We start from the raw sequence: 17955 nt of genomic DNA on the forward strand, positions 1-17955 counted from the left end.
ACCACATGGTTTCCATCGACACCTATAACGCCTGCGTTGATTTCCCAATCTTCGACGCCAAATCCCGCTCCATGAAAAAGGCCTTCCTGGGGGCCGCCGGCGGTGCCATCGGCCGCAACTCCAACAATGTCGTCGTCGTCGAGGCACTGAAGGACATCAACCTGCACCTCCGGGAGGGTGACCGCGTCGGTCTGGTCGGGCACAACGGTGCCGGCAAGTCGACGCTGCTGCGTCTGCTGTCCGGGATCTACGAGCCGACCCGGGGCAGCGCTCACATCCGGGGCCGCGTCGCCCCGGTCTTCGATCTGGGAGTCGGGATGGACCCGGAAATCTCCGGGTACGAGAACATCATCATCCGCGGGCTGTTCCTCGGCCAGACCCGGAAGCAGATGAAGGACAAGATGGAGGAGATCGCGGATTTCTCCGAACTCGGCGAATATCTGGCGATGCCACTGCGCACCTACTCCACCGGTATGCGGATCCGTCTCGCACTCGGGGTCGTCACGTCGATCGAACCGGAGATCCTGCTTCTCGACGAGGGAATCGGCGCGGTCGATGCGGCGTTCATGGCGAAGGCACGTGCGCGGTTGGAGGAACTGGTCGCCCGTTCGGGCATCCTCGTGTTCGCGTCGCACTCCAACGACTTCCTCGCCCAGCTCTGTGACACGGCCCTGTGGGTCGATCATGGCCAGATCCGGCAGGCGGGTAGCGTCGATGACGTAGTCGAGGCCTACGAGGGCAAGGGGGCCGCGGATCATGTCCGGAACCTGATTCGGCGCATGCAGGAGGAGAACACGGGCATCCACGGTCGAGGCCCCGTCGGACACTGAGCACCCCCGTGGATGCTTCACCGGTTGTCGAGGATGGTCTCCAGCGGAAGGTAGTGGTCGCAGACGGCCCGCTCATAGGCGCGTACATCGCCCGCTATCGCGGCATTCAGCATGTCCCCGTGGGCGTGCGCGGTCTGCACCAGCCCCTCGTGCACCGCGAGTCCGAGGGTCGGCACGACCGACTGGTGGATCTGCCAGAATGAGTTGACGAGTTGTCGGACGACCTCGTTCCCCGCGAGCGCCAGCAGCCCGTCGTGGAACGCCAGATCGGCGTCCGTGAATGTCTCCCGCTTCTCCGCACTGTCCACCATCGAGTGCACCAGGGCCGTCAGTCCGGGTTGGCTCGTGCCGCGCAGTCGGCCGCAGATCGCCTCCGACATACCGAGGTCGAGGAAACGGCGAACCTGGATGACCTCCCGCAATGTGGCGAGGTCACCCCCCGCTGACAGCGTCGTCTTGAAGATGAGTGCCTCAACCAGCGGGGACATCGACAACGCCCCGACAAAGGAACCCGATCCCCGTCGCACGACGACGATATCGAGCGCCTCCAACCTGCGCAGCGCCTCCCGGACGGACGAACGGGAGACATCCAGCGCCTCGGCGAGACTCGTTTCCCCGGGAAGCGGGTCGCCCGGTCCCAGCTTGTTGTCCAGGATGAACTGTTTGATCGCTTCGCTGGTCACGTCCTTCCGGTTGCGGGTGGACTGCGTCCGGGGCACGGCATGCCCCACCGGCGGGTCCACCACCGAATCTGTTTCCGGTTCGCCGGCACGCATCGTACTCATGCAGCCAAATTTATCACGGTTGTCGGACAGGGCCCCGCCAGATGGCGCCTCTGTGACCCTGGGCAGACGGCGACATTTTTTATGATTCAGAAGATATTTAGAGGTCCGCCACGATCCAGCTCACTTCGTCGAGTTTTCACTAAACTCCAATTTAGCACCCCTTTTAAGGGGTGCTATCGCGGACTAAAAGCACATGTCACGCTTATACCGTGCACGTTTCGTTATCTTCCGTTTCCGATTTCATTGAGCGGAGTTCATGTACCCCGTATCATCAAGGTCGTAAGATGTCTGACAACTTTCCGTGTCCCCCACTGAGGAGCCCCTAATGCGAGCACCCACTTCACAGCGCACCCTCGCCCGTATGGCCGGCCTGGCCGCTGTCGCCGCTCTCGGTCTGACCGCCTGCGGCGGCGGAACCACCACCGGCGACAAGTCCGCTGACGGTTCGACCAGCTCGGCCGACGGCACCAGCATCATCACCGCCGCCGTCGGTTACGACACCGACAACTACGACCCAGGAACGACCACCTCCGCCCTCGCGCTCGCCGCGAACTGGCACACCATGGAGGGACTCACCGAGCTCGACCCCGCAACCCGCGAGGTCTACCCGGCCCTCGCTGCGGAACTGCCCACCAAGGTGGATGACACCACTTACGAGGTCACCCTGCGCGACGGCGCGAAGTTCTCCGACGGCACCGAGGTAACCCCGGCCGACGTCGTCGCCGCGTTCAACCGCACCATGGACGGCTTCTACGCCCCCATGCTCGGCTTCATCGACTCCGTCGAGGCCACCGGCGACAACGCCGTGACCATCAAGACGAAGTACCCCTTCTCCCTGGTCAACGAACGCATCTCCCTGGTCAAGGTCGTCCCCGCAGGACAGACCGACGATGAGCTGAAGTCCGCGCCGATCGGCACCGGCCCCTACAAGATGACCGAGGCCATCAAGTCCAAGCACGTCAAGTTCGCCAAGAACGAGAACTACAACGGCAACCGCCCCGCCGGCGCCGATGAGATGCGCTGGGACATCCTGGTTGACGACACCGCGCGCGTGACCGCCATGAGCGAGGGCTCCGTCGTCGCCATGGAGAATGTCCCCTCGGTGAGCAAGAGCCTGCTCGAGGGCAAGGTCGAGATGGAGTCCAAGCAGGGCTTCAACCTTCCCTTCGTCATGTTCAACACCAAGAAGGCCCCCTTCAATGACGCGAAGGTCCGCCAGGCCGTGCTCTACGGCATCAACGCCCAGGAGCTGATCGACAACACCCTCGACGGCAACGCGAAGGCGGCTACCTCTTTCCTCCCGGAGTCGCACCCGAACTACCACAAGGCCTCCCAGGTCTACACCTACGACCCCGAGAAGTCGAAGGAACTGCTGAAGGAGGCCGGTGTCGAGGACCTGCACTTCACCCTCAACACCACCGACCACGGCTGGATCGCCAACATGGCGCCGCTGATCCAGCAGCAGCTGGGTGAAGCCGGCATCACCGTCGACACCATCGACACGCAGGCGTCCGGCGCGATGTACTCGAACGTCACCGACGTCGACGACCCGCAGTTCGACGTGGTCCTCGCCCCCGGCGACCCCTCGGTATTCGGAAACGACCCTGACCTGCTGATGAACTGGTGGTACGGCGACAACGCCTGGACCCAGAAGCGCTCCGGTTGGAAGGGCTCCGAGGGCTACACCAAGCTCCACGAGCTCATGGACAAGGCCGTCCGCGCGACCGGCGACGAGCAGCAGGACCTGTGGAACCAGTCCTACGACGTCATCGCCGAAGAGGTCCCGATCTACCCGCTGTTCCACCGCAGCGTCACCTCCGCGTGGAACGCCGACAAGGTTGAGGGCTTCCAGCCGATCGCCCTGACCGGTATCTCCTTCCTCGACGTCAACGTCAAGTAATCCCCTAACCGGACCATCCTGTGGCCCCTGCCCCGCACGGTGCGGGGGCCACAGGGATACCGGATGGCACCGCACACCGGAGCGCCGTCCGTGAAAACTATCTGAGGTACTCACGTGTCCAACCTGATCAGGCTCATCGGGCGCCGACTCCTGGCACTCCCCGTCATGATTCTGGGCATCACATTCCTCGTCTTCTTCGTGATGTCCTTCAACCCGGTCGACCCGGCGTACGGAGCCCTCGGTGAGGGCGCTTCCGCCGCGCAGATTGAGGCGTACCACGAGGAATACGGCCTGAATGATCCACTCTTCGTCCGCTACTTCGCTTTCCTCGGCGGCCTCCTCCACGGTGACCTCGGAAGCTACACCTCCCAGCGGCTGCCCGTCTCCGGGCGTATCGCGGAGGCCTTCCCCGTCACCATCTCCCTGACCTTCTACGGCCTGATCATCGCCGTGGTCATGGCCCTCATCTTCGGTGTTCTCGCCGCCCTCTACCGCGACTCCTGGATCGACCAGATCATCCGCGTGTTCTCCATCATCTTCGTCGCGACGCCGTCTTTCTGGCTCGCGGTCCTGCTGATCCAGGCGTTCACCATCAACAACGACATCCTCCCAGCCTCGGGCCCACTCATCGCCTTCGAGTCCGATCCCAAGGCCTACATGATGCGAATGCTCATGCCCGCTTTCGCACTGGGCATCCCGGTGGCCGGCTCACTGATCCGCGTGGTGCGCACGTCCATGGTGGAGGAACTCGACAAGGACTACGTGCGCACCGCACTCGGTGCCGGCATCCCCAAGCACATCGTCGTGGCCCGCAACGTCCTGCGCAACGCGCTGATCACACCGGTGACCGTCCTCGGTCTCCGCATCGGCTACCTCATGGGTGGCGCCGTGATCATCGAGGTCATCTTCGCCCTCCCCGGCATGGGGCAGGCGATCCTCGAGGGCATCCAGTCGAACTACGCCGACCTCGTCCAGGGTGTGACGCTGACGGTGGCGCTCGCCTTCGTCGTCGTCAACATCGTCGTCGACATGCTCTACATCCTCATCAACCCGCGTATCAGGACGGTGTGACATGCGCAGAGAACTCACCACCAAACTGTCCAAGCCCGGACTGAGGTTCGGCCGCTGGCGGGCGATGTCGGTTCCGTCGCGCATCAGCGTCATCCTCCTCGCCGCGATCATCATCATCGCCGTGTTCGCGCCGGTGTTCGCGACCCACGATCCACTCCTGATCACCAGGCCGAACGCGGCACCGGACTCCGAGTACTGGTTCGGCACCGATTACCTCGGCCGTGACGTCTACTCGCGCATGGTCTACGGCGCCCGGATCTCCCTAACCATCGGCATCTGCGCGACCCTGTTCGCACTCGCGTGCGCCGCCGTTCTGGGGTCCATCGCCGCGGTCAGCTCGCGCTGGGTCTCCGAGACCCTGATGCGCGTGCTCGACATCATCATGTCTTTCCCCGGGATCGCCCTCGCGGCGGTGTTCATCGCGGTGTTCGGCAACTCGATCCCGATCCTGATCTTCTCCATCGGCTTCCTCTACATCCCCCAGCTGACCCGCGTCGTGCGCGCCAACGTGCTCGACCAGTGGGGCGAGGACTACGTCAACGCGGTCGTGGTCTCCGGTGCGGCCCGCACCTGGATCCTGATCAAGCACGTCGCCCGTAACTGCGTCGCGCCGATCCTCGTGTTCGCCACGGTGCTCGTCGCCGACGCGATCGTGTTCGAGGCGTCCCTGTCGTTCATCAACGCCGGCGTCCCGGAACCCGACCCCTCCTGGGGTTCGATCATCGCCTCCGCCCGCCAGGGTGTGCTCACCGGCTTCTGGTGGGCCGCGATGTTCCCCGGTCTCGCCATCATGATCACGGTCCTCGCGCTGAACGTCCTCGCCGAGGGCATCACCGACGCTCTCGTCGCCGCACCGGGTGCGACCAAAGTCGATCCGGCGGGCACCGACGGCAAGCGGGAGGCCGACCGCCTGGCGTCCGACCCGGTCGCCGCCTACAAGGTCCAGGAGGAGGACCTGAACAAGCGGCTCGCCGAGCTGCGGGAGGTGGAGTCCCGCCGGACGGACCGCTTCGTCCCCGACTACTCCGTACCCCCACTGCTGGAGGTCAAGGACCTCTGCCTCCGGTTCCCACGCCACGGCGACGTCGACGTCGTCGATCACGTCAGCTTCGAGGTACGGCCCGGGCAGACGATGGCGCTCGTCGGCGAATCCGGTTGCGGCAAATCGATCACGGCCCTCACGATCATGGGTCTGCTCGACAGCAAGGCGACGATCAACGGCGAGATCATCTACGACGGCACCGATCTGCTGAAGCTCTCGACGAAGCAGCACGCGGCGCTCCGCGGCCACGAGATCGCGATGATCTACCAGGACGCACTCTCCTCCCTGAACCCGTCCATGCTCATCAAGGCCCAGCTGAAGCAGCTGACCAAGCGTGGCGGGACCCGAAGCGCAGAGGAACTCCTCGAGCTGGTGGGTCTCGATCCGAAGCGCACCCTGGAGTCCTACCCGCACGAGCTGTCCGGCGGCCAGCGCCAGCGTGTCCTCATCGCCATGGCCCTGACCCGCGACCCGAAGCTGATCATCGCCGACGAGCCGACCACCGCGCTCGACGTGACGGTGCAGAAGCAGGTCATCGAACTGCTCAACGATCTGCAGGACAAGCTCGGTTTCGCGATGATCTTCGTCTCGCACGATCTCGCGCTCGTCGCGGAGGTCGCGCACTCCATCACCGTGATGTACGCAGGCCAGGTCGTCGAGCAGGCACCCACCGTCGAGCTGATGACCGATCCCCGGCACGAGTACACCCGCGGTCTCCTCGGCTCGGTGCTGTCCATCGAGGCCGGTTCCGGCCGACTGCACCAGGTGCCCGGCGTCGTTCCCAGCCCGCGGGACTTCCCCCGCGGTGACCGTTTCGCGCCTCGATCCTCGCATCCGACCGTCGGACTCGATACCCGCCCGGTACTCACCCGCGCCGGAGGCGAACACCACTTCTACGCCGTGCAACCTGAACTCGCCGAGAGCGGAAAGTGAGCAACCCGATGTCCAAGCACAATGAGCGGGATACCAACGAGGTCGCCCGCACCGAGACAGAATCCGCCCTCGACTCCTTCCAGCAGGACACCGTCGAGTCCGCGGCGGAGCACCCGGACGAGACGGTGCGCGCCCGCCAGGTGGACTCCACCGGGCGCGCGGCGTCGAACGACGACGGCTCGACGCCCATCATCGAGCTTCGGGACGTGTCCGTGACGTTCCGGTCCCGGTCGGGCGGGATCTTCAAACCCCACCTGGTGCACGCCGTACGCGGCGTCACCATGAAGCTGAACGCCGGTGAGACCCTCGGCCTCGTCGGGGAATCCGGCTGCGGCAAGTCGACAACTGCCCGCGTGATGTGCGGCCTGCAGGACCCCACCGAGGGCGAGGTGTACTTCCAGGGAAGGAAGGTGACCAAGCGCTCCGCGAAGGACCGTAAGCAGATCGGCCGCGTGGTCTCCGTTGTATTCCAGGACCCGGCGACCGCCCTGAACGCGCGCATGATCGTCGCCGAGCAGCTGCTCGACCCGATGGTTGTGCACAAGATCAACAACAAGAGCTACCGGGAGGAGCGTATCCGCGAGCTCATCCACCTGGTGGGCCTCCCGGAGAGCGTACTTCAGGCACTCCCCGGCCAGTTGTCGGGTGGACAGCGGCAGCGCGTCGCCATCGCCCGCGCGCTGTCTCTGAATCCGGACGCGATCATCGCCGACGAGCCGACCTCGGCGCTCGACGTGTCGGTCCGCGCCCAGATCCTCAACCTCCTTTCGGATCTGAAGGACGATCTCAACCTCGGCATGGTGTTCATCTCCCACGACATCCAGACCGTGCGGTACGTGTCCGACCGGATCGCCGTGATGAACGCCGGCACCGTTGTCGAGGAGGGGCCCGCGCAACAGATCCTGGATAATCCCCGGGACGAGTACACGCGTACCCTGCTCGGTGCGGCACCGTCTCTGCTGCACCCCGCGAAATCCGCCTTCTCCAACTGACGGCCAGTCCGCCGTATCACCCATCTGAAAATCAACTAGGAGCCCCACAGTGGAATCCCCCTTCACCGGTGTCATCCCGCCGGTAGTCACCCCTCTCGACGACGCCGGAAACTTCGACCGTGCCAGTTTCGACCGGGTGGTCAACCGCATGATCGACGCCGGGGTGCACGGCCTGTTCTTCCTCGGTTCATCGGGAGAGGTCGTCTTCTCCACCGATGAGCGCCGCCGGGAGATCATCGCCGCAGCGGTAGAGACCGTCGCCGGGCGTGTGCCCGTCCTGGTCGGCTGCATCGACACGGAGACCAACCGGGTGATCGAACACGCCCGCGCCGCCGCCGAACTCGGCGCCGACGCGATCGTCGCCACCGCGCCGTTCTACGCCCTCGGCGGGGTCAACGAGATCGAACGGCACTTCCGGAAGATCCACGAGGCCGTCGCCCTGCCCCTGTTCGCCTATGACATCCCCGTCTGCGTGCACGTGAAGCTGCCCGGTGATCTGCTGCTCAAACTGGGTCTGGACGGGGTTCTGGCGGGTGTCAAGGATTCCTCCGGTGATGACGTTTCCTTCCGTTTCCTCGCTCGCGACAACGCTGCCGCCGGGCATCCCCTCACCCTGCTCACCGGCCACGAGGTCGTCGTCGACGGTGCGTACATGTCGGGCGCCGACGGGTGTGTGCCCGGTCTCGGCAACGTCGACCCGTACGCCTACGTCCGACAATGGAACGCCTACCGTGCCGGTGACTGGGCCACGGTCCGCGCCGAGCAGGACCACCTCACCGACCTCATGCGCATCGTGCTCGTCACGATCGGGGCCGTCGGCTTCGGCGCCGGTGTCGGCGCCTTCAAAACCGCCCTGATGCTCCTCGGGGTGTTCTCCACGAACCGCATGCCGGAACCCGTCGCCGCCCTGACCGGTGAGAACCTCACCGCCATCGCTGAGGTGCTGAGGTCCTGCGGCCTGGAGCCGGCGGTCGATCCGGAGTCCGCCGGAATCGCCCCCTTCGCCTCCTGATCCGCCGGATCTCACCGCACCAACCGAGAGGACGGTCCCCCGTGAACAGTGACAGTGACGCCGGCCGCGTTCTCGCGGTCGACATCGGCGGCACGAAGATCAACGTGGCCCTCGTTGACGCGGACAACACCGTCTCAGGACTGTCCACCGCGGCGACCCCGAGCCGCGAGGACGGTGCCGCTGTCGTCCGCCAGGTGCTGCGGGTCGCGCGCCGCGTCATCGACTCCGCGCGCGGCCCGGCACCCACGCTGGTGGGCATCGGCAGCGCGGGTGTCGTCAGCCCGGACGGGCGGCGCATCACCTCCGCGACGGACGCCATCCGTGGCTGGGCCGGCACCGAGCTCGCCGCCGGGGTCGAGGAAGCACTCGGTATCCCCTGTTCAGTCATCAACGACGTCCACGCCCACGCCCTCGGCGAACTCGCCGGCGGTGCCGGTCGGGGACATGATTCGATGCTGATGGTCGCGGTCGGCACCGGAATCGGCGGGGCGGTGATCGTCAACGGCGGGCTCGTGCCCGGCGCGCACGGCGTTGCCGGCCACGTCGGGCAGATCAGGGTCACCACCACCGATCCGGAGAACTGTGCAGGCTACACGGACACCCTGGAAAACCTCGCCTCGGGGCCGGGCATGACCCGTTTCTACGCGCAGCTCGGCGGTCGGGGAGTGGGCAACGGTCATCAGCTCCAGGCGGCCGCCCGAACCGATGCCCTCGCCGCGGACGTGATCATGTCCGCGGGAACGGTCACCGGCCACACGGTAGCCTCCCTCGTCAACGCACTCGATCCCGAACTGGTCGTCATCGGCGGAGGTGTCACCCGGATGGGCGAACTCTGGTGGCGGCCGCTCGAGGAGGCCTACGCTGAAACCCTGATGGCGCCACTGCGGGGTACTCCCCTGGTCGCCGCCGAGCTCGGCGATGACGCCGCCCTCGTCGGAGCGGCACACCACGCCCGCGCACACCTCAATCCCTGAAGAAGAAGGAGCCCCACCCATGAGTGACATGAGCATCGACGCCCTCCTCGACCGCCTCCGCGGCGGACTGGTGGTGTCCTGCCAGGCCTATCCCGGCGAACCGCTACGGCGCGCGGAGATCACCGCCGCCATGGCCAAGGCCGTCGTCGAGGGGGGCGCGCGCGCCGTCCGTGTCCAGGGCGTCGCCGACATCGCCGCCGCACGGCAGGCCGTCGAGGTTCCCGTCATCGGGCTGATCAAGCACGGCCACGACGGCGTGTACATCACCCCGTCCGTGGCGCACGCCCGGGCGTGCGCGCTGGCGGGCGCGGATGTCGTCGCCATCGACGCCACCCTCCGCGAGCGGGGCAACGGTGAATCCTTCGCCGACGCCGTGGCCGCGATCCACGCCGAGTTCCCCGGTGTCGCGGTCATGGCGGACTGCGCCTCCGTCCCCGATGCGGTGGCCGCCGCTGAGGCGGGTGCGGACATCATCGGCACGACGCTGGCGGGCTACACCCCCGGCTACGAGCACGCCCGGGAGAAGACCCCCGGCCCGGACCACGCGTTCATCGACGAGGTGCTCGCCGTCGTGGACCGGCCCGTTCTCGTGGAAGGACGTCTGCACCGACCAGAGGATGTCGCCGACGTCTTCGAGCGCGGTGCGTTCGCCGCGTGCGTCGGCACCGCCATCACGCATCCGACGACGATCACCAGTTGGTTCGTGCCGCAAGCCCCAAAACACCAAGCATTATAGTGGCCATAACCAGATCTTCCCGCTACTGGGACTTCTAGATTTAAAGGTAGCTAATTTTTAAGATTTTTTATCAACTACAAATCTATGTTACCAACATGAAGAGGATCATTCTCTGAACGTCGCGCAACACATTCCCGTACGCCATCTACATGCTCATTCAAGCTATCTGCCGCCCTTGCCCACATAGGATCAAGAATAAAATCAATACCAGACCTTCTGGCATGCTTTGCCGCCGGGACGAAATCAGAATCACCGGAGATCATGATAATTTGATTAACAAGACCAGCTTCTGACAGTGCAGCAATATCGAGACCAATCCTCATATCCACCCTTTCTGGGTGATATCGAGATAGAAGTCTCTCTCGGTCAAGTCCTGCACAGTTATAGACCCTGCACACAATTTCTTAAGCGCCTTGTGCCTCAAGTTGTACCCGTTCTGTGTCTCCAACTCCTCCCCACGGCGCAATGCCACCTTACGCCTTTTCACTAGCTCTTTAAGAAATTGGGCCATCCATTCATACTCTTCAGTCTGCGCCAAGTGTACCTGTTGACGTGTAAGTGGGTGAAATAAGACTTTTTGAGACGGTTCACAATCGTAGTAAAATATACGATACAGATCCCCACAAGATTCCCTAATATGTCATTCCGAAAGCCCATCTGCCCGCTGCCGCGGATCTTTCTCGCCAAATAAAGCCTTAGCACGATGTCGATAGAAACCCCCATCAACAATTATAGCTACTTTCAATGGGCTCCGAATGGAAACTAAGCCCGAGACAGAAACGATACTCGCTTCTTCCTTATTGACCTTCCGGGCCCTACGCGCCATGAATCACTCTCTAATTATTATCCTTTGAATATGGAAAATGGCACTGTCATCGGCGACCTTCTTATAGCGAAGCGTCAACGGCAGCACCACTGTGTTGCACAGTGTAACAACAGCTTGCGGCGTAGACACCCCTCTGGATGAACACGGTAGACCAGTTTTCACTATGTGGTTCACCAACCTATGAGCCCGAACCCGTAGGCTCCACTATTATCTACCAGCCAAGGGCACTCGGCTCACTTCTTAAGAACACCCTCTACATGAGAAATCCGGTCGTGTGTCAGGAACCCTGTGCGACAATGGGCGCATGGCTCTCACCACCTCGGACCGCGTCGCAGCGGTCATCGTCACCCACCGTCGCGCCGATCTCCTACGTGCCTCCCTGGAGGTCGTCGCCACCCAGTCGGCGCCCGTGGAGTGGATCATCGTGGTGGACAACGGCTGCGAGCGGGCCGTGGCGGACGCGGTGGCGGAGATCGCCGGGGACCGGGGCGTCTACCTGCCCTCGCACACGAATCTCGGCGGCGCGGGCGGTTTCGCCTACGGGTTCCTCACCGCACTCGCCCTGGGCGCGGACGCTGTCTGGTGCGCCGACGATGACGGCCGACCCGAGGGGCCGGACGTGCTCGCCACTCTGCAGGAGTGCGCGCAGCGGCACGGCCTGGACGAGGTCTCCCCCGTGGTGTGCAACCTCGATGACCCGGATCTCCTCGCCTTCCCGCTCCGGCGAGGGCTGGAGTGGCGGCGCAGGCGCGGTGAGCTCATCGACCCGGCGAATCCGGACGATGATCTCCTGCCCGCTATCGCCTCCCTGTTCAATGGCGCGCTGATCTCCGCGGCAGCCATGGAACGTATCGGTGTCCCGGATCTCCGGTTGTTCATCCGGGGCGACGAGGTCGAGTACCACCGTCGGCTGATCCGCTCCGGGTTGAAGTTCGGTACCTGCCTGCGCTGCGCCTACCTGCACCCGGACGGCTCGGACGAGTTCAAGCCGATCCTGGGCGGGCGGATGCACACCCAGTACCCGGACAACGAGAGCAAGCGTTTCTTTACCTACCGCAACCGCGGCTACCTGATGAACCAACCCGGCATGCGCCACCTTCTCCCCCAGGAGTACGCCCGTTTCGGCTGGTTCTTTCTGGTCAAGCAACGTGACCCGGCGGGGTTCCGGGACTGGCTTCGGCTGCATCGCATGGGGCGTCGGGAGCGCTTCGAGCGCCCCTGACCGCGGACGCGCTGCATCACACAACGAGCCATGCCCGGCGCGGCGTCGACAGGCGGCAGTCCGTGTCCCGGGGTCAGCGGACCTTGAAGATCACGGTGCGCTGGACGACGAAGTTCACCACGGTGGCTATGCCCTGCGCGATGACGAAAGCGACCACCAGGGAGAACAGGTCGGGGATGTCGCGCTCCACGAGGAACCCGAACAGGTACTTGTACAACTGGGTGTTCAGGACCCAGGTCAGCGCGTAGAGCACGGCCACGGCGATGAACCGGGCCCGGGAGGGGGCAGCCTGGAACGTCCAGCGCCGGTTGATGGCGTAGGCGGTGATCGTGCCAAAGATGAAGCCGATGTTGCGGGACGCGAACGGGCTCAGGCCGAAGATCATCTGGAACAGCCATGTCAGGCCGATGTCCACCACGGCGGAGATCCCACCGGAGATGATGAACCGGACGCCTTGCGTCTTCACGTCACGCCCGTCGCCGGATTCGGCGGGCGGCAGTGGACCGGTGAACTCGTCCGCGCCGGCGGCGATCTGCGCCGCCATCTCCTCGGCGGAGACGAAGATGCCGTCATCGGCACTCCCACCATCGGGCGCGGCGGAGGGGTCGGGATGCCGCGGATCGCGGGCGTCGGGGGCGGTGTTGTCGTCGTAGTCGGCCACGCCAGGTGATGCTACCCGTTCGCCGACGCCGGGTCAGCGGCGCAGCAGATAGCGGTACAGGTCCAGCCGTTCGACGGGCGGCAGGGCGCCGGTGCCGCACCCGCCGGCACCGGCGAGCGCGTGCAGGGACTCTGCGCACAGGCCGCGGATACGCTCGGCGGTGAGCGCTCCGTCGTTATCGTCGACCCACCCGATCTCAGCCATGGCGGCTTCGATGACGTTGTCCCCCAGCTCGGCGTCGACGAGGGAGGACAGGGTGAGCACAGTGACCAGGAACGCATCGCGGGCCTCGGGCTCGCGTTCCAGGGGTAACCCGTCCAGGATGGTGCGTGTCCGTTCGTTGAGCTGCACCGGGCGGGCGAGATCCAGCGCCTGGAGCAGCGGGATGAAGTCGAAGATACGGGACCGGTTGATCAGGTCCGCGACCCCGCCGTCAACCAGGGCGAGGGTGGAGGCGATGGTCTCCGTGCCGGTGAGTTCGGCGTTGATGTCCGCAGGGTCGAAGTCGACGGAGCCCGACGTGCCCGGTCGCAAGCTCCCGGAGCCACCGATGCAGAGCGCCCGCGGGGTTCCGCGGTCCCGCGGATAGGACTCAATGACCTCGATGAACATGCGCCACAGTCCCCAGGTGTAGACGGCGATGTCTCCCGGTCGGGCGAAAACGTCGTGGACGCATCCGTCCGTCCGGAAGGTCCGGGTACCCGCGGTGAAGGACCAGGGGGCATCGGCACCGTGGCCGTGGAACCCGAAACAGATGCTCAGGACTCGATGGAGCTCCGTGAGTGGCATCGCGTCGTTGAGGCCGACCTGCCGGTGGATCTCCCGGTCCGCGCCCCAGAGAGTCACCCGGATGATGAGTGTGCGTGGTTCACGGTCGGGTACCGCTCCGCCCACGGCGGCACGGGCGTCGCGGCGGGGCGCGAGCTCGATGACGTTTCCGCGGACCGGATCGGTGGACATGGCCCCCAGCGTAGCCAGCCGGCGCGGTCCGCGCCGCCTGGTTATCGGTTCATCTACACCGATGGCCGGGCGCAGCCCGGGGAGTTCAGCTGAGTGGCAGTGGTCGGACGTCCGGTCCGAAGGTCTCCTTGAGCTGGGCGCGGCTCCGGCGCTGAGATTCGACCGCGAACCACTGCTCCACCAGGTCACCCGCAGCCTGGGCCGTGCACCAGGCCGCTCGGGCGACGACCTCGCCATGGAACGCGGCACCGCTGCCGGGCCCATCGTCGGGCAGGGTGACGGCGGGTAGTCGGGGCACCGTGAGGTGTGGATTCTCCTCGTGCGCCTTCTTCGCGGCGGCGCGAATCTCGTCCGTGGCGCGGGCGAGGGCGGCGTGAATCGCGGCGAGTGTGGTCCTTCCGGCGCGACTGTCGGCACCGGCCACGGCATCCGGGTCGGTGGTCCCGACGGGCAGAACGACGGTATGGCGCAGGAGGGACTCGAGGACAGTGACGGGATCGCCGGGCTCGATCTCCGGCACTTCGGCGAACGTGGTTCCGGCTGCGCCGGGGTCGTGACCGCCGACGTCAGCGGGGGGTTCCCCGATGATCCAGGCTCCGCTGTAACGCCCGGTCGCCGAGTTGGGGTCGGTCTGGACGTGCCAGACGATGCGGAGAGTCGGGTCGGTGGCGTCGAGCACCGCGATGGTGGGGTGGTGCGCGGGGTCCGCGGTACCGCCGGTGGGTGTGGTGTTCTGCGTGTCGGTCACCGCTTCATTGTCCCATCCCGAGGTTCTGTGGTGTTTTCCAGTGCGCGGACCCCAAGCAGGATCGGCACGGTGCAGACCCCGAGCACAGTGTGTGGTCGGGTGACTCCCCGGGAACGGAGCCAGCCGACGAGTGCGCGTGTGATGCGGGCATCCGCGTAGATACTCAAGCAGAGGAGTGCGGATCCGCCGACGAGCACCGGCCAGAACGCCGGGTTATCCCGGCGTGGGGTGTCGTCCCGCAGTTCGACGGGTGCGGTTCCGACACCGTCGGGTTCCTTATCCGGTTCGGAGATCGCAGTATCGGTGAAGGCTGCGGTGGCTGCGGCAAGGACCGCAGCATCGACGCCCCAGCGGATCAGTCGGTGGTGGATGTAGTCAGGCATCGCGGTGACGACGCCACCTGCGACTGCGAGTGGAAGATCGGCGACGATCCCGGCTCGTGGTCCTGTACGTGGTGCGGCCATGTCCGACAGCCTACCGAGGTGGCCGGGGTACGGGCGCCGGCCCGCGTTGGCTAGACTCGGACACATGTTCGGACTGTTCAAGGGCCAGGATCGCAACTCCGGGGAAGCACCGGGGCATATCGCGGCGGAGCGCACCCAGTTACCGTTGAATCAGCACATGACGATGCTCATGGCGCAGGAACTTCCGCTGCTGGACAGTGTCGACAGGGTGCGGGTCTACGAGATCCTACGGGAGTATGACGGCCCGGAGATCACCTCCCAGGAGGAGCTGCCCGGGGAAATCCGTCGGATGATGGACCTGTAGCTCCCCGGGCCTGGTCATGGTGCCGGTTGTGCCACCCGCCACGAGCCACGACTGGCTTTCGTTGTTCCGCTGCGGTGTACCGCAAAGGTTGGCCCGCCCGCATGTGGGATTGTGGGAAATGACACGCTGATTTCTTCCTGGGAAACTGCCCGATCGGGCCCGATTGACCCCCACTCAGCTGGTTCTGGGAGTAGCGTGGACAATCGATGACGAGCGATAAGGGCGCGTCCAGCACCGTTGCTTCGAGCGGTGCCTCCGGGGCCCTGAACACAGAAGCCAAGAAACTGACCGGCTGGGGCCGCACGGCCCCCACGACCGCCGAGGTCCTGTCCACGGAAGACCTCGACACGATCGTCAAGGCAGTGCAGCTGGTCGCCGAACAGAACGAGAACAAGCCCGCCCACCTGCGGCGCGGCGTGATCGCCCGCGGCCTGGGCCGCTCCTACGGCGATCCGGCGCAGAACGCCGGCGGCATGGTCGTCGACATGACCCCGCTGAACCGGATCCACTCCATTGATTCAGCCTCCGCCGTCGTCGACGTTGACGGCGGTGTCACCCTCGACCAGCTGATGAAGGCCGCGCTGCCCTACGGCCTGTGGGTTCCCGTCCTCCCGGGCACCAGGCAGGTCACCATCGGCGGTGCGATCGGTCCGGACATCCACGGCAAGAACCACCACTCGGCCGGATCCTTCGGCGATCACGTCGTCTCCATGGAGCTGCTCGTGGCCGACGGCCGGATCCTCCACCTTGAACCCGAGGGTTCCGCCGACGATCCGGACGGTTCCCTGTTCTGGGCGACGGTCGGCGGCATGGGACTGACCGGCATCATCGTCCGCGCGCGGATCAAGATGACCCGGACCGAGACCGCGTACTTCATCGCCGACGGCGACATGACCCACAGCCTCGACGAGACGATCGAGTTCCACTCGGACGGCTCGGAGAAGAACTACACCTACTCCTCCGCCTGGTTCGACGCGATCTCCGCGCCACCGAAGCTCGGCCGCGCCGCGATTTCGCGCGGCTCCCTGGCCACGCTCGCGCAGCTCGAGGAACTCGCTCCTAAGCTGGCGAAGGACCCGCTGAAGTTCAACGCCCCGCAGCTGGTAACGGTCCCGGACATCTTCCCGTCATTCACGATGAACAAACTGTCCATGATCGCCGTCGGCGAGCTGTGGTGGCTGAAGTCGGGTACCTACCGCAACCAGGTGCAGAACCTGACGCAGTTCTACCAGCCGCTCGACCTGATCGGCGAGTGGAACCGCGGCTACGGCCCCAAGGGTTTCCTCCAGTACCAGTTCGTCGTACCACGCGAGGCCGTCGAACCATTCAAGGACATCATTCGGGACATCCAGTCCTCGGGCCACTACTCCGCACTGAACGTGTTCAAGCTGTTCGGTGAGGGCAACCGTGCCCCGCTGTCCTACCCGATGCCCGGCTGGAACGTGTGCGTGGACTTCCCCATCAAGGCGGGTCTGGGCCAGTTCCTCGACGAACTGGACCGCCGCGTGATGGAGTTCGGTGGCCGTCTCTACCTGGCCAAGGAGTCACGGACCTCAGCGGAGAACTTCCACAGTATGTATCCGCAGATGCAGTCCTGGCTGGACACCCGCAACACGATCGATCCGAACGGGGTCTTCGCATCGGATCTGTCACGCCGTCTCGAACTGCACTAGACCGATCACCCACACGAGAACGATCAGGAAGTAGAACACGACATGCTCAATGCTGTGGGCAAGGCCCAGAACATCCTGCTGCTCGGCGGCACCTCGGAGATTGGCGTCGCCATCGCCTCCGAGTTCCTCGCCGCTGGCCCGGCCGCGGTCACCCTCGCCGCACGGGAGAACTCCCCGCATCTCGAGGAGGCGAAGGCGCAGCTCGAGCGCGCCGGAGCCAGCGAGATCCGCGTCATCAACTTCGACGCGACGGACTTCGACAGCCATCCGGCCGTGATCGAGGAAGCGTTCTCCGAAGGTGACGTCGATATCGCGATCGTCGCCTTCGGCACCCTCGGTGACAACGAGGAACTGTGGCGCAACCAGGCCAAGGCCGTCGCTGCCGCGCAGGTCAACTACACCGGTGCGGTCTCCGTCGGTGTGCTGCTCGGCCAGCGCTTCGAGGCGCAGGGCCACGGCACGATCGTTGCCTTGAGTTCTGTCGCCGGCATGAAGGTACGCCGCTCCAACTTCGTTTACGGATCCACCAAGGCCGGTTTCGACGGCTTCTACAGTCAGCTCGGCGAGGCCCTGCGTGACTCCGGGGCGAACGTCCTCGTGGTCCGTCCGGGTCAGGTCCGCACCCGGATGAGTGCGGACGTCGAGGAGGCGCCACTGACGGTGGACCGCTCGCAGGTCGCCGAAGCGGTCGTGGCGGCTGTCAGCGACGGCAAGGACACCGTCTGGGTCCACCCGTTGTTCCGGTACGTGATGATGGTGTTCAACCACATCCCGCGGGCGATCTTCCGCAAGCTCCCGTTCTGACCGGATGACGCCTCCTGC

At 65.1% G+C, this 17955-nt stretch carries 18 protein-coding genes; 12 read left to right on the plus strand and 6 right to left on the minus strand.

Features of this window, described 5'->3' with window-relative positions:
- Nucleotides 1-5: 5 nt before the first annotated feature.
- Nucleotides 6-830: a galactan export ABC transporter ATP-binding subunit Wzt/RfbE gene (wzt, locus tag JDV76_RS01665; RefSeq protein ID WP_198735117.1), complete on the plus strand. Its 825-nt coding sequence runs from the start codon at nt 6-8 to the stop codon at nt 828-830.
- A 17-nt stretch (nt 831-847) separates the two neighbouring features.
- Here wzt and JDV76_RS01670 read toward each other — a convergent pair whose 3' ends face one another.
- Nucleotides 848-1615: a FadR/GntR family transcriptional regulator gene (locus JDV76_RS01670; RefSeq protein WP_198735118.1), complete on the minus strand. Its 768-nt coding sequence runs from the start codon at nt 1613-1615 to the stop codon at nt 848-850.
- 325 nt (nt 1616-1940) lie between these two features.
- Between JDV76_RS01670 and JDV76_RS01675 the strand changes: the two genes are divergently transcribed.
- The 7 genes from JDV76_RS01675 to JDV76_RS01705 all read left to right on the plus strand — a co-directional run bounded on the left by JDV76_RS01675 (nt 1941) and on the right by JDV76_RS01705 (nt 10275).
- Nucleotides 1941-3515, plus strand: coding sequence for an ABC transporter substrate-binding protein (locus JDV76_RS01675; RefSeq protein ID WP_232958709.1), 1575 nt, complete (start codon nt 1941-1943; stop codon nt 3513-3515).
- 114 nt (nt 3516-3629) lie between these two features.
- Complete coding sequence (locus JDV76_RS01680; protein WP_198735119.1) at nt 3630-4586, plus strand: ABC transporter permease; 957 nt, start codon at nt 3630-3632, stop codon at nt 4584-4586.
- A gap of 1 nt (nt 4587) precedes the next feature.
- Nucleotides 4588-6561 carry a dipeptide/oligopeptide/nickel ABC transporter permease/ATP-binding protein gene (locus JDV76_RS01685; protein ID WP_198735120.1) on the plus strand — a complete coding sequence of 658 codons (1974 nt, stop codon included), beginning with the start codon at nt 4588-4590 and terminating at the stop codon, nt 6559-6561.
- Between the two features lie 8 nt (nt 6562-6569).
- Nucleotides 6570-7553 carry an ABC transporter ATP-binding protein gene (locus JDV76_RS01690; protein WP_198735121.1) on the plus strand — a complete coding sequence of 328 codons (984 nt, stop codon included), beginning with the start codon at nt 6570-6572 and terminating at the stop codon, nt 7551-7553.
- 49 nt (nt 7554-7602) lie between these two features.
- Entirely contained in the window at nt 7603-8565 is a 963-nt protein-coding gene (locus tag JDV76_RS01695; RefSeq protein WP_198735122.1) for a dihydrodipicolinate synthase family protein, read from the plus strand.
- Nucleotides 8566-8606: 41 nt separating this feature from the next.
- Nucleotides 8607-9539: an ROK family protein gene (locus tag JDV76_RS01700; RefSeq protein ID WP_198735123.1), complete on the plus strand. Its 933-nt coding sequence runs from the start codon at nt 8607-8609 to the stop codon at nt 9537-9539.
- Between the two features lie 28 nt (nt 9540-9567).
- Nucleotides 9568-10275, plus strand: coding sequence for an N-acetylmannosamine-6-phosphate 2-epimerase (locus JDV76_RS01705; RefSeq protein WP_232958779.1), 708 nt, complete (start codon nt 9568-9570; stop codon nt 10273-10275).
- A 74-nt stretch (nt 10276-10349) separates the two neighbouring features.
- On the opposite strand, the gene JDV76_RS01710 is transcribed toward JDV76_RS01705, so the two are convergent.
- Complete coding sequence (locus JDV76_RS01710; RefSeq protein WP_198735124.1) at nt 10350-10598, minus strand: NYN domain-containing protein; 249 nt, start codon at nt 10596-10598, stop codon at nt 10350-10352.
- An 807-nt stretch (nt 10599-11405) separates the two neighbouring features.
- Here JDV76_RS01710 and glfT1 point away from each other — a divergent pair.
- Nucleotides 11406-12323, plus strand: a complete 918-nt coding sequence (glfT1, locus tag JDV76_RS01715) for a galactofuranosyltransferase GlfT1 (protein WP_198735125.1) — start codon at nt 11406-11408, stop codon at nt 12321-12323.
- 73 nt (nt 12324-12396) lie between these two features.
- On the opposite strand, the gene JDV76_RS01720 is transcribed toward glfT1, so the two are convergent.
- The 4 genes from JDV76_RS01720 to JDV76_RS01735 all read right to left on the minus strand — a co-directional run bounded on the left by JDV76_RS01720 (nt 12397) and on the right by JDV76_RS01735 (nt 15156).
- Entirely contained in the window at nt 12397-12984 is a 588-nt protein-coding gene (locus JDV76_RS01720) for a GtrA family protein (protein WP_248140733.1), read from the minus strand.
- Nucleotides 12985-13017: 33 nt separating this feature from the next.
- On the minus strand, nt 13018-13944 hold the full coding sequence (locus JDV76_RS01725; RefSeq protein WP_198735126.1) for a plasmid pRiA4b ORF-3 family protein: 927 nt from the start codon (nt 13942-13944) through the stop codon (nt 13018-13020).
- Nucleotides 13945-14029: 85 nt separating this feature from the next.
- Nucleotides 14030-14692 (minus strand): hypothetical protein, encoded by a 663-nt coding sequence (locus tag JDV76_RS01730; RefSeq protein WP_198735127.1) that lies wholly within the window; start codon nt 14690-14692, stop codon nt 14030-14032.
- Nucleotides 14689-15156: a hypothetical protein gene (locus tag JDV76_RS01735; protein ID WP_198735128.1), complete on the minus strand. Its 468-nt coding sequence runs from the start codon at nt 15154-15156 to the stop codon at nt 14689-14691. The genes JDV76_RS01730 and JDV76_RS01735 overlap by 4 nt, the downstream gene beginning before the upstream one ends.
- Before the next feature lie 64 nt (nt 15157-15220).
- Between JDV76_RS01735 and JDV76_RS01740 the strand changes: the two genes are divergently transcribed.
- From JDV76_RS01740 to JDV76_RS01750, 3 genes are all read left to right on the plus strand, one after another.
- On the plus strand, nt 15221-15460 hold the full coding sequence (locus JDV76_RS01740; protein ID WP_198735129.1) for a hypothetical protein: 240 nt from the start codon (nt 15221-15223) through the stop codon (nt 15458-15460).
- Nucleotides 15461-15666: 206 nt separating this feature from the next.
- Complete coding sequence (locus JDV76_RS01745; RefSeq protein ID WP_198735130.1) at nt 15667-17133, plus strand: FAD-binding oxidoreductase; 1467 nt, start codon at nt 15667-15669, stop codon at nt 17131-17133.
- Nucleotides 17134-17175: 42 nt separating this feature from the next.
- Nucleotides 17176-17937: a decaprenylphospho-beta-D-erythro-pentofuranosid-2-ulose 2-reductase gene (locus tag JDV76_RS01750; protein ID WP_198735131.1), complete on the plus strand. Its 762-nt coding sequence runs from the start codon at nt 17176-17178 to the stop codon at nt 17935-17937.
- Nucleotides 17938-17955: the final 18 nt, after the last annotated feature.

It is taken from the genome of Corynebacterium marambiense, from assembly GCF_016342275.1.
In the GTDB taxonomy this organism is placed as follows: Bacteria; Actinomycetota; Actinomycetes; order Mycobacteriales; family Mycobacteriaceae; genus Corynebacterium; species Corynebacterium marambiense.